Source organism: Chromobacterium sp. IIBBL 290-4 (assembly GCF_024207115.1).
GTDB lineage: Bacteria > Pseudomonadota > Gammaproteobacteria > Burkholderiales > Chromobacteriaceae > Chromobacterium.
This window is the reverse complement of sequence record NZ_CP100128.1, coordinates 712326-724614: the sequence shown is the minus strand read 5'-3', so window position 1 is coordinate 724614 and position 12289 is coordinate 712326. Positions and strand designations below refer to the sequence as shown.

Here is a 12289-nt window from a genome sequence, read left to right as displayed (position 1 = left end):
CGAGGGAGGGCATGGTTTGAAAACGGTGCCGCAGGCGATTTGCTGGTATGAGGGAATGCAGTTGTTGCCGCAGCATTTCCAGCTGCAGGGATTACGCGCAGAAGGCGTGGCGGCTGCGGTGGCTAAGGCCGCTCAGCCGCTGTATTGGGGCGTGTTGCGCATGGAAGTGGATGAAGCCGCTTTGATCGGCGGAGTCGTGAGATTGCTGGAGCTGGAGGCGATTTTGCCTGATGGTTTGCCGGTTCGTTTCATCGCCGGGGCCGGGGAGGATCTCGCATGCGAGATCGGCAGCGAAGTGGAGGCTGCGCCGGATGGGCGAGTCATGGTGCATCTGGCCTTGCCGCCGATCTGGCGCGGCGGGCGGCTGGATCCGCAAGCCGGAAGATACCGTTCGGTCATCGGCGAGGCGGTGCCGGACCTGAGCAGCGGAGAGAGTCCGACCAGCTTGACGATGTGGCAGCCGGATGTGCGATTGCTGACCGACTCGGCGCTGGCCGACATGGTGAGCCTGCCCTTGCTGCGAGTGGCTCAGCAAGGCGGGGGCTTTGTTCGCTTGCCGTTTGCGCCGCCTTCGCCATGGATCGCCCCTGAGAGCGTGTTGGGGCGCCGAATATCGGCGCTGTGCTCAAAGGCGCGCGAGAAATGCGTTTTTCTGGGGGGGCGGCTGCGGCAGGCGCGCGAAGCGGCCAATGAGGATGATATCGAGGAGATCAGCCGCCTGCTGATAGCGCTTTGGCAGCGCTTGCCTGAGCTTGAGGCGGCGCTGGGGGCGCGTTGCGGCCATCCGTCCCAATTTTACGTCTTATTGGCGGGCATGGCGGGAGCGTTGTCGGCCTTGGATCCCTCAGCCGGGGTGCCGGCGTTTCCTCCTTTCAATTACCTGGACTTGCTGGGCTGTTTCGATGCGCTGCTTGGATGGCTCTCTGAAAGGCTGGACCGGATACGGGCGGGGTATCGCAGCTGTTTGTTCAATCGAGACGCTGACGGCTTCTGGATTGAGCTGCCGGATGCGGCGCGCAACCGCGACAAGCTGGTGATCGGATTGCGCATGCCGGCGGGCGCTGCCGCCTCGGCCGCGCGTCATTGGCTGGAGCAGGCCATTGTCGCTTCCGAACCCCATATCGCGATGCTGGCCAGACAACGCATGCGTGGCCTGGCTTTTCGGGCGTTGGACCGTGTCGAACAAGTCGCCTACAGCGTGGGGGATGATACCCGGCTGTTCATGTTGCTGACCCAGGGCGAATGGTATCTGCAGGACGAGCGCTTGCGTATGACCCAGCCGTCAGGCGTGGTCGGCATCGAGCCGTGGGAGGCTTTGCTGTTTGTCACCGATGCAGCGGAGTCGGAGGGCGGAAAATGATGGAGGAAACCACCCAGCCAGTATCAGGCGCAATCACTCAAGCGCCGCTTGCCACGGTGTTTGGCGATGCCTATGCCGAGTGGTTGCAATTTTATGATGAATTGATGTCCGGCGGCTTGGCGGTTGACAGAGCGGTGGAGTCGGCCGCGGAGCAGGCCAGTTTGCTGACGAGGCGGCTGAGCCGCAACGCTAGCGCCAGAGTGGGAGCGGCTGGGCAATCGCAGATCGATGCGGTGCAGTATTTATTCGTCGCGCTGGTGGATGAGCGGCTGTTGTTCCAGGAATGGCCGGGTCAGGCGGCATGGCAACAGGCCCCATTGGAACAAAGGTTGTTTGGCACCCGGACGGCGGGCGAGAAGGTGCCGGAGCTGATAGAACGGGTGCTGCGGGAGCGCGATCCGACCAGCCGCGATCTAGCCACGGTCTGTTTGCAATGCCTGATCCTGGGTTTTTATGGCCGTTTGCGCAGCGGCGGCGGTCTGGGTTTGCACGAAGAATGGCGGCGCGAGCTGTTTGCTTTTGTGCACCAGCGTGAGGTCGACGCACGTAATCTGGACATGGTTCTGGAGCGCAGCAGCGCGTTGCCGCCGCAGCGCATCGAGGTGCGCAGAATGCTGCCCGATGGCTTCCGGCTGGGTCTGGGCGTTGCGGCTCTGTTCGCTGTGGTATTGGCGGTGAGCCACTTGTTCTGGCGAGACATAGAGTCGCGAGTGGAGCCCCTGCTGTACCAGTCCAACACGGAGAGCGGGGCGCGAAAATGAGCATGGAGTCTATGGCCTGGCTGGTGTTCTGGATTGCGTTGTTTCTACTGTTGGCGGCGGCGGGCCTGTGGTGGCTGCGGCGCGAGGCCGATCCGGCGCGGCGGAGCTTTCGCGGAGCCGTGCGCCGTTTCGAGCGGGAAATCGGGGCGGATGATCGTTACCAGACGCCATGGGTGCTGGTTTTGGGAGAGCAGGTGCGCGGAGCGGAGAGCTTGGCGGCGGCCCTGCAATTGAAGAGCGACGGAGAGGCCAATTGGTTTGGCCGGTGGTGGTACGGCAACGATGGCGCGGTGCTTGTGCCCCCTGACGATATGTTCAAGCATCCGGAAGGCGCGCTTGCCCCATTGTCTGCCTGGAGGCGGCTGCTGGGCGTTTTACTGCGCGCGCGCGGGCAAAGGCCGCTGGATGCGCTGATCTGGGTGGTGTCCGCGGACAAATTGTGGAGCGAGAGCTTGTCGGTGAGTGCAGGGTTGGCCGCCAGCCGCAAGTTTTCGGACTTGCAGCAACGCTTGGGCCTGAGTCTGCCTATTTACATGGTCGTGAGCGGAGCGGAGCAGGTGCCGGGTTTTCTCGATTTGACGAGGGCGCTGCCAAGGGAAGCTCGCGATGCGACGCTGGGCTGGTCTTCGCCTTATGTCCCAGGCATGGCCTATCAGCCAGAGTGGATAGGGCTGGCGATGGAAAGCCTGCAGCAAACGGCCGCCGAGGCGGTGGCGGAGATCGGCGCGTTGCAGGGAAGCATTTCGCCGGAACTGTACCTTCTGCCGCGACGCCTGGCTGCCGCGCGCGCTAATTTGCAAAGTCTGTGCGATCCCGTGTTTCGCGGCAACGCGTTAGGGGAAGCGCCATCTTTGCGCGGCATATATTTTATTGGCGCGCAGGCCGGCGGCGGCGAAGGGATCGCGCCTGAGCCTCCGTTCTTTGCCGGTCGTTTGCTGAGGCGGCGTATTTTGGCCGAACAGGGTTTGGCCCAGCCTGTGCCCCGCATTCTCCGACTGAGAAAGCGGTGGCAGCGATGGGCGCTGGCCGGCACAGGGCTGATGGCCGTGTTGTGGGTGGCCGGCATGACCTGGTTTTGGAGTATGGCGACAGAGCGTGTCGAGATATTGAGGCAGCAGCGGCAATCTTACGCGCAGGAAAACGGCGGCGTGGCCGCGCGCCAAGCCGGAGACGCGCAGGCGGTGCAACGCATGGCGCTATTGTGGCGGGCGCTAGGGCAAATCCCGCAGCGAAGGTTCTCCAGCCTTCTGTTTCCCACCTCCTTGTTTTCATCGTTGGATGAGCGGGTCGACCAGTCTTGGCGTGAAGCGTTTGCTGACATTATTTTGAAGCCGACGCAGCTGCGTTTGTTGCGCGATGCTTCGAAAGTGGCGCGCCTTGGCGAAGGCGATGTGCAGGATGTGGATGAGGACGCGTCTCCCGATAGCTGGCCGGAATATGCCCAGGCTCGTCAATTGGCAGATGCGGCCAGCAATCTGGAGCGGCAAGTGGGCCGCTACAACCGAGCCGTGCAGGACCCGGCAGTCGCGCCGGATGAGGCTGTGCCACTGCTCAACAGCTTATTTGAGCTCAATTTCGCGCCGTTGCCCGCCGGAGCCAAAACACATCTGGCAGAGGCTTTGGCTTCATCAGATCAGTCCCTGGGCCCGTTGGTCCGGCTTAACCAGATTCGACCACTGACTGCGGCGCATTTTCAGAATGCGATGCAAACCTGGTATGACCGGCTCTATACCGGGAAAACCTTCTCGCGGACAGCGGATATTGTGGAGGAGCGGCTGAAGGATTTGACGAATCGCCGCATTGGCTCTGCGCAGCAGCTGCAGCAGTTGGTGGATGAAATAGACATGCTGCAGCGTCTGACAAATTCTATCAATAACGCCTGGAGCCGAGCATCCGGGCGGGAACTGGTGCCGGGGTATGGCGCAATGATGGATAAGGCGGCGCGCGGCAGCCTGATCGGCAGCGATGTGGTAGCGGCGACGGAGGACGCGGGGCGCAGAGCCCGGCAGGCATTCCACCGGCAATGGCTTTCTCAGTCCTCCCCCAGCAGTCTGCTGGAACAGCAGTCATCCGGCAGCCTCACGCTGAGGAAATCCGTGTCGCAATTGCAGGTCGCCCTGGAGGCTTTCTTGTCGCGCCCCTCTGGCGACGACGGCAAGCCATCTAGCTTGACTGGAATGAATGCCGCCAGGCTGACTGCGGTCATGCGCGATCATGGCGATTACCAGAAGCTGCTGCTTAGTGCCGACTTGCCGTTTGAATATCGAGAGGGGGCCGTGGTGGCGATGAACGCGGTCATGGCCGGGAGGATGCGCTATGAGTTGGGGCGGCGCGCTGATATGGCCAAACCAGGCGATGCAGCGGGCGGGGCTGCCGATTTCGACGCGATGGCGCATCAGATGCCTTCATTGCTGGCGGCGTTCGAGGATTTGGGCCGCTCGGATTTGCGAGATGAGGTGGTCGGGGAAATGGATCGTAGAGCCTTGGCCTCGTTGCGCGGCGCCAGCTTGCTTTTGCAATCGTCCGAAGCCTATAGGCCGCAGCGAGGAGGATTCGATTGGTGGGATGGCGGGCGCAATGCCGGGGTTAAAGCGTTTCGAGCGGCGAATGAGGGCGAGTTGAAGCAATACCTTGCCGGTCAGATTGATTGGCTGGGCGGAGTTGTGCAGTCCCAGTCATCCAGCTTGTCTTGGTTGGCTCCACGTAAAGATGGTTTGTCTGTTGGCGACCAGGCTTTGATAGAGCGCTGGCAGAAAACTGATGCAGAGCTGCGCCGCTATCGTGAAAAGGCTGTAGATAGCGCGCCTGCTTTATTGGAGACGCTGATCAGCCGTGAATTGAATGAGATGGATGTGGGCAACTGTCGGCGAGTTCTAGATCAGGCGGCATTGCCTGTCGCTGGCAATCTGTTCGCGGATCGTGCCCAGGCTTTGGTGAAAATGGCAGGCAGCCGTTGCGATGCTTTGCGAGGGCAAGTCGGAGCGGCGGCTTATCAGCGTTTAGCCGCTTATTTCAACCAGTATCTGGCCAATCGTTTTCCGTTCTCCGCCAACGCCGGAGCCGAGGACGCGGCCCCGGAGCGAGTTGCAGAGTTTCTGAAACTGTTGGACGACAATGCCGAATTGGCCGGCGGTGGATTGCGCGATCTGAAATCCGACCGAGTTTTGGCGGCCAGGCGGTTTCTGGAACAGGCCCGCTATGCCCAGTCTTGGCTGGCGCCGCTGTTCGCGCGCGATAATAGCGGCGCCTGGCAAGGCGTGGATTTGGACTTGCGCTGGCGTACTGATAGAGAACGGGAGCGAGCCGCTGATCAGGTCATCGAATGGACATGGAGCGCGGGAGGGAGCAGGACCTCTTATCCGGCGGCCTCCACTTCAAGGGTACATTGGGCTGTGGGCCAGCCAGTGACGTTGACGCTGCGCTGGGCCAAGGATTCCGCGCAAGCACCTGCCGATGACGCGGCTCAAAGAGGCTTGAGCGTGTTTGACCGCATCGCCAGCTGGAGCTATGACGGTCAATGGGCAATGCTGCGCCTGATGAGGGATAACCAGGCGCCGTCAAACATAGCCGGCCGCAATGGCGACTGGGCGCTGATGTTGAACTTGCCTGTTCGTAATGCGGACGGCGCCGGATTAAGCCATGCGCGCATGTTTTTAAGGCTGGCGCCGACGACGAAGGGGGGCATCGCTGCGGGAACCTTACCGTACTTTGCGCCCCCGTCGCCGTACCGAAGCGATGAGCGTGCCGCAGCTAACATCAACGTGACAGATAGCAGAGGGACGAGTGATGGCCGAAGGGATTGAGGCGTTGACGCACCCTGAAATGAAAGGCCGATTGACTGCCTTGCTGCAACCTATCCGGGACAGCAATCCTTGCGGTGAGCCAGTCCGCTATAGCCCTGAATACGACCAGCTGCGCGAGTTACGGCGCGAAGATGACCCCACGCTGCCTGCTGGAGTATGGGAAAGTGATCTGAAGAAAGCCGATTGGGTTGGCGTGGAGAGGTTGGCGCAAGAAGTGTTGACCGGGAGGAGCAAGGATTTGATGGTGGCGGCCTGGCTGGGTGAGTCGTGGCTGCATTTGCTAGGCCTTTCCGGATTGGAGGCCGCTTTGACCTTGGTGTTGCGCTATTGCGAGAGCTATTGGGACGGTTTGCATCCGCTGCCCCGCGATGGTGATATGTCGTTTCGCGCCGCGCCGCTGGAGTGGCTGGCGAAATGCTACGCCAGCACTGTGGAAATGAGAGTGCCTTTGTTGGCCCCGAGCGGAGGCGATAATACGCTAACGCTGGCACATTGGCGCGATTTGAAGCGCAGGTTGGGGAAGAGTGAGGCTTCAGATGAAATGGCGCAGGCCCGGCAGGAGATGCGATTGCTTGAAGAACGAGTGCGCGCGCAGCCTGGCTGCGTGGATAAAGAGGGTTTGGAAGTATTGGCCAGAAGCCGAGTCGCCTTGCAAGGCCTGGAGGAGTGGTGCGCGCAAGCAATGGCGGCAGACACGCCTTCATTTGGCGGCTTGTGGATCACCTTGGAGCAGTTGGCGCGAGCGTTGAGTGAACTAGCCGCCATGTGTCCGGACGATGGGCGGTTTGAACCGCTGACGCCATTCGTTGCGTCGCAAGTCGAAAAGCCGCCTGAGCATTCAAATGATGCCAGTGCGACGACGTTGGCTGCGGCAAGGGAGCCTGCCAGCCGTGAAGAGGCTTATCGGCAGCTGCGGCGAATCGCTGATTATCTAGCGCGCACCGAACCGCATAGTCCAGTGCCCTACTTGATACAGCGAGCCGTGGAGTGGGGAGATAAGCCTTTGCGCGAACTCTTGGCAGAACTATTGGATAGCGACACTGAGTCCCGCAGATTGTGGTCCTTGCTGGGCGTGCTGCCCTAGTGGGACGATGATCCTGGTTTGGGGCCTATCATCGATTCGATTCCTTCCTCTTCCACTTCTCTCAGGAAAAGATCGAAGGCGTCTTGGTCAGACTCAAACTCGCCATCGAAGATGAGGGAGTTGTTGTATTCATCCACAATTTCGAGCGTCCATCCCGTGTCAGGCAAGCGGTAGATGCATATTTCCACGGTCTTGCCAGCGGAAGTGTATTTCTGTTGTAAGGGGGATTGGATCAAGTCGTTTTCGTCGTACATAGATGGCAAGACCTGCTTATGGCTTAGGCGAGGATTGGATGGTAGCACTGGCCAGCCTTAACAGGTGGGGCTAACTATCACGGCCAAGCCCGGATATCTCCACGCTGCCGACACCGCGGCGGCACTCCTGGCTTTGCCGGGATTCCGCCCGTGGATGATTTCGCTGATGTCGCCGCAGTCCGAGCGATCCGCCGCCAAGTGATTGACTGATGACTGCATGCCAAACTTGACCCCTGTGCGGGCTAAGGGGGATAATTCTTCGTTTATTCAAATGCTTAGTCAACGCCGCCTTGGAAATGAAAAGGCAGGCGCTACGCAAGGCGAGCGAGTGGTGCCATAGCCCGCGGAAGTCGCGCTTTTTGTAGCACCGGCGGGACGGAAATAGGCGGAAATCAGCCGGAATGAACGTAAACAAGACTGCACCCAATGGCGCAGAGACCCGCGCCAATCAAGGATCTCAAGCAAGTAAGCCTTCCCGGCGCCTGAGTGTGGCGCCGATGCTGGATTGGACCGATCGGCACTACCGCTATTTCGCCCGCCAAATCACCCGCCATACCTGGCTGTACACAGAGATGGTCACCACCGGCGCGTTGTTGAACGGCGATGTGGCGCGTCATCTGCGCTTTGACAAGGCCGAGCATCCCATTGCGCTGCAGCTGGGCGGCAGCGAGCCGGCCGAACTGGCCGCTTGCGCCAAGCTGGCGCAGGAGTGGGGCTACGACGAAGTGAACCTTAACGTAGGTTGCCCGTCGGAAAGAGTACAGAAGGGCGCATTTGGCGCTTGCCTGATGGCGGAGCCTAAGCTGGTGTCCGATTGCGTGAAGGCGATGCGCGATGTGGTGGATATCGACGTGACCGTCAAGCACCGCATCGGCATCGATCAGATCGAACATTACGATTACCTGCGCGAGTTTGTCGACACCGTGGCCGAGGCTGGTTGCCAAACCTTCATCGTGCATGCCCGCAACGCCATCCTGAAAGGCCTGAGCCCCAAGGAGAACCGCGAGATCCCGCCGCTGAAGTACGATTATGTGTACCGGTTGAAGCGTGAGCGGCCGGATCTGGAAATCCTGATCAACGGCGGCGTGAAGACCAACGCCGAGATCACCGAACATCTGCGGCATGTGGACGGCGTGATGGTCGGCCGTGAGGCCTATCACAATCCGTGGCTGATGGCGGAATGGGACGCGCTGTTCTACGGCGACGCGGCTGCCGGCCCCGAGCGCGCGGCGGTGGTGGAAGCGATGATGCCTTACGTGACGGCGCGTCTGGGCGACGGCAGCAATGTCCGCCACATCGCTCGGCATATCCTGGGCTTGTTCCAGGGCTTGCCGGGCGCGCGCAACTGGCGGCGCATGCTGTCCGATGCCAAGCTGCTGGACGGCGCCGACGCCGGCCTGCTGCGCCAGGCTTACGAGGCGACGCTGCAAAGCCGCCGCGGCTGATAAGCATTGGGCCGCCGCTGGGCGGCTATTCAAGCAGGCGGCCGTGCGCCGCCTTTTGTCATTGTTGTCATGCCCGGCATGACTGTCTGGAGGTGGATCCCAATTGAAAAAGTTGCAGAAGCTGATGCTCGCCCTGTCGCTGTCTTCCGGCCTGGCCTGGGCCGGCCCCAATGACGTGCTGCACATTTACAACTGGAGCGGATCGCTGTCCGACAACATCGTCAAACAGTTTGAAAAACGCTGCGGCTGCAAGGTGGTGCAAGACTATTACGGCGACAATGAGGAAATGCTGGCCAAGCTGGCCGCTGGAGCCAAAGGCTACGACATGGTGTTTCCGTCCAGTTTCGTCGTGCAGGCGATGACCAAGCAAAAGCTGCTGCAACCATTGGACCACCGACAGATTCCCAATCTGAAAAACGTGGCGCCGGCCTATCTGTCGCAAAGCTACGATCCGGGCAATCGCTACACCATCCCTACGGTGCTGTCGCTCACGTCCGTCGGCTACAATGTCGAGAAGCTGCAGCAATTGGGCGTGGACCCGACCAGCTGGTCGGTGATTTTCGATCCCAAGGTGCTGCGGAAGATCAAGGGCAAGGTGACGGTGCTGGACAGCTCGCGCGAGGTGTTCGCCGCCGCGCTGTTCTACCTGGGCAAGGATCCGAATGCCGCGACCGATGCCGACATGCGCGCCGCGCGCGACGTGTTCAAGCAGGCCAAACCGTATTGGGCCGCCTTCTCCAACGCCAGCTATCTGAAGCAACTGGCGGTCGGCAATATCTGGGTGGCGCTGGGCTATTCCACTGAGTTCTTCCAGGCCAGCGAAGACGCGCGCCAAACCCGGCGGCCGTTCCATATCGGCAACGTTCCTCAGCGCGAGGGCAATGAAATCGGCGTGGACACCATGGCCATCACCGCCAGCGCCAAGCGGCCGGATCTGGCGCACCAGTTCATCAATTTCATGCTGGACGGCCAGAACGCGGCCCAACTGACCAACCTGAACGGCGCGACCAACCCGGTGGCCACCGCCAGCGCCTATTTTCGCGCTGATTTGAAAGCCAGCCCGGTGATCAACCCGACCGCAGAGCAGGCGAAAAAGTGGACGGTATTGCGCGAACTGGCGCCGAAAGAGCGCCGCGCCTTGGCGCGGATGTGGACGGAAGTGAAGGTCAGCCGCTAAGCTGGCGGCCTGATGGGGTTTTGATGGGCCATCCCCCTCTGTCCCGGCCCCTCTCCCGCGGGGAGAAAGGTGAGGCGGTCGCGAGCGAGTTGGTATGGGACGGTTTGCATCTGTGGATGGCAAGCCAACTGGGCCGCCGTCTCAGCCCCTCTCCCCTGGCGGGAGAGGGGTTGGGGAGAGGGGGAGTTTAGGCCCGTTTGCAAGATTAGAAAGAGCGACAAGATGTTCGATCAACTGGTTCTCGCCAGCAGTAACGCCGGCAAGCTGAAGGAGTTCGGCGCGCTGTTCGCCGAGCTGGGCGTCACCGTGCGCCCGCAGCGCGATTTCGACGTGCCGGAGTGCCCCGAGCCGCACCACACCTTCCTGGAAAACGCGCTGGAGAAGGCGCGCCACGCCAGCCGGCTGACCGGCCTGCCGGCGCTGGCCGACGATTCCGGCATCTGCGTGGAAGCGCTGGGCGGCGCGCCGGGCGTGTATTCGGCTCGTTTCGCCGGCGAGCCCAAGTCCGACGCGCGCAACAACGCGCTGTTGGTGGAAAAGCTGCAGGATGAGGCCAACCGCCGCGCTTGGTACTACTGCGTGCTGGTGCTGGTGCGCCACGCCGACGATCCGCAACCGCTGGTGGCGGACGGCATCTGGCTGGGCGAGGTGCGCGATGAGGCCGCCGGAGAAGGCGGCTTCGGCTATGACCCATATTTCTATCTGCCAAGCTATGGCGTGTCGGTGGCCGAACTGGATGCTGCCGAGAAGAACCGCGTCAGCCACCGCGGCCAGGCGCTGGCCGCGCTGATGGCCAAGCTGAAGGCGCTGGCATGAGCGTGATCGACCTGTCGGCGCTGAGCGGCGGCCTGCGCGAGCTGCCGCCCTTGGCGCTGTACGTCCACTTCCCGTGGTGTATCCGAAAGTGCCCGTATTGCGACTTCAACTCGCACGAGCCGAAGAACGGCTTCGACGAGATGGCCTATGTCGACGCGCTGTTGCGCGATCTGGAATACTCGCTGCCCGAGGTGTGGGGCCGGCCGCTGACCAGCATCTTCATGGGCGGCGGCACGCCCAGCCTGTTCAGCCCGCAGGCGATGGACGCGTTCCTGGCCGGCGTGCGGGCGCGGATGAAGCTGCATCCGGACGCCGAGATCACGATGGAGGCCAATCCCGGCACTTTCGAGATCGAGCGTTTCCGCGGCTACCGCGAGGCCGGCATCAACCGCTTGTCGATCGGCATCCAGAGTTTTGACCCCAAGCACCTGCAGGCGCTGGGCCGCATCCACGACGGCGACGAAGCCAAGCGCGCGGTGGAGATCGCGCTGACCCACTTCGACAACGTCAACCTGGACCTGATGTACGCGCTGCCTGGCCAGACCATGGATGAGGCGCTGTCCGATCTGAATACCGCGTTGTCCTACGGCATTACCCATCTGTCGGCCTACCACCTGACCATCGAACCGAACACGCTGTTCGCGGCGCAAACGCCGAAGAACCTGCCGGATGACGAGGTATCGGCCGACATGCAGGAGGCGATAGAATCACGGCTGGCCGACGCCGGTTTCGCTCATTACGAAACCTCGGCCTTCGCCAAGCCGGGTCGCCACAGCCGCCACAACCTCAATTACTGGCAGTTCGGCGACTACATCGGCATAGGCGCCGGCGCGCATGGCAAGATCAGCAGCCATGCCGGCATCGTCCGCCAGATGCGGCACAAGCAGCCGGCGGCTTATTTAAAGGCGGTGGCGGACGGCGCGCCGCTGCAAAGCAGCCAGAAAGTCGCCCGCTCCGACCTGCCGTTTGAATTCATGATGAACCTGCTGCGCCTGACCGGTGGCTTCGAAAGCCGCCTGTTCCAGGAGCGCACCGGGCTGCCGCTGGTGTCGATACGCCGCCAGCTGGACGATGCCCAGGCGCAAGGCCTGCTGGAAAGCGAGGGCGGCGCCATCCTGCGCCCGACGCTGAAAGGCCAGCGCTTCCTCAACGATTTGCTCACCCTGTTCCTCAAAGAAGGAGATGAATAATGGCTAAAGAAATCATCCACACCGACAAGGCTCCGGCCGCCATCGGCGCTTACTCGCAAGCCGTGAAGGCTGGCAACATTGTTTACCTGTCTGGCCAGATCCCGCTGGACCCGGCCAGCATGACCGTGGTGGAAGGCGGTTTCGCTGCTGAAACCCACCAAGTGTTCAAGAACATGAAGGCCGTGTGCGAGGCAGCCGGCGGCAGCCTGGACCAGATCGTCAAACTCAACGCCTACCTGACCGACCTGTCCAACTTCGCCACCTTCAACGAAATCATGGCGCAGTACTTCAGCCAACCTTACCCGGCCCGAGCCGCCGTCGGCGTGGCCAGCCTGCCCAAGGGCGTGCTGGTGGAAGCCGAAGCGGTGATGGTGCTGTAATTTCGGTTTGCTGGAAAAA

At 61.6% G+C, this 12289-nt stretch carries 10 protein-coding genes; 9 read left to right on the top strand and 1 reads right to left on the bottom strand.

Annotated features, from left to right (window positions below; all coding sequences use genetic code 11):
- The first annotated feature begins 25 nt into the window (after positions 1-25).
- From tssK to tssA, 4 genes are read left to right on the top strand one after another with little or no spacing between them, the layout of a single operon-like run.
- A complete protein-coding gene (gene tssK / locus NKT35_RS03315; protein ID WP_254301340.1) occupies positions 26-1360 on the top strand; it encodes a type VI secretion system baseplate subunit TssK in 1335 nt (444 codons plus the stop codon).
- On the top strand, positions 1357-2121 hold the full coding sequence (locus NKT35_RS03310) for a DotU/TssL family secretion system protein (RefSeq protein ID WP_254298827.1): 765 nt from the start codon (positions 1357-1359) through the stop codon (positions 2119-2121). The genes tssK and NKT35_RS03310 overlap by 4 nt, the downstream gene beginning before the upstream one ends.
- Before the next feature lie 11 nt (positions 2122-2132).
- The gene (locus NKT35_RS03305) at positions 2133-5924 is read left to right on the top strand and encodes a type VI secretion system protein (protein ID WP_254298826.1); all 3792 of its coding nucleotides are present in this window, start codon (positions 2133-2135) and stop codon (positions 5922-5924) included.
- The gene (gene tssA, locus NKT35_RS03300; protein ID WP_254298825.1) at positions 5908-7008 is read left to right on the top strand and encodes a type VI secretion system protein TssA; all 1101 of its coding nucleotides are present in this window, start codon (positions 5908-5910) and stop codon (positions 7006-7008) included. Before NKT35_RS03305 ends, tssA begins: the two co-directional genes overlap by 17 nt.
- On the opposite strand, the gene NKT35_RS03295 is transcribed toward tssA, so the two are convergent.
- Positions 7005-7262: a hypothetical protein gene (locus tag NKT35_RS03295; RefSeq protein ID WP_254298824.1), complete on the bottom strand. Its 258-nt coding sequence runs from the start codon at positions 7260-7262 to the stop codon at positions 7005-7007. The two genes, tssA and NKT35_RS03295, sit on opposite strands and share 4 nt — an antisense overlap.
- 401 nt (positions 7263-7663) lie before the next feature.
- On the opposite strand from NKT35_RS03295, the gene dusA reads away from it, so the two are divergent.
- The 5 genes from dusA (at position 7664) to ridA (ending at position 12270) form a co-directional block, all read left to right on the top strand.
- A complete protein-coding gene (gene dusA / locus NKT35_RS03290; protein ID WP_371926433.1) occupies positions 7664-8707 on the top strand; it encodes a tRNA dihydrouridine(20/20a) synthase DusA in 1044 nt (347 codons plus the stop codon).
- A 103-nt stretch (positions 8708-8810) separates the two neighbouring features.
- The gene (locus NKT35_RS03285) at positions 8811-9884 is read left to right on the top strand and encodes an ABC transporter substrate-binding protein (RefSeq protein ID WP_254298822.1); all 1074 of its coding nucleotides are present in this window, start codon (positions 8811-8813) and stop codon (positions 9882-9884) included.
- Between the two features lie 222 nt (positions 9885-10106).
- Complete coding sequence (gene rdgB, locus NKT35_RS03280; RefSeq protein ID WP_254298821.1) at positions 10107-10700, top strand: RdgB/HAM1 family non-canonical purine NTP pyrophosphatase; 594 nt, start codon at positions 10107-10109, stop codon at positions 10698-10700.
- The gene (gene hemW, locus NKT35_RS03275) at positions 10697-11890 is read left to right on the top strand and encodes a radical SAM family heme chaperone HemW (protein WP_254298820.1); all 1194 of its coding nucleotides are present in this window, start codon (positions 10697-10699) and stop codon (positions 11888-11890) included. Before rdgB ends, hemW begins: the two co-directional genes overlap by 4 nt.
- Positions 11890-12270, top strand: a complete 381-nt coding sequence (gene ridA / locus NKT35_RS03270) for a deaminase RidA (RefSeq protein WP_254298818.1) — start codon at positions 11890-11892, stop codon at positions 12268-12270. The genes hemW and ridA overlap by 1 nt, the downstream gene beginning before the upstream one ends.
- Positions 12271-12289: the final 19 nt, after the last annotated feature.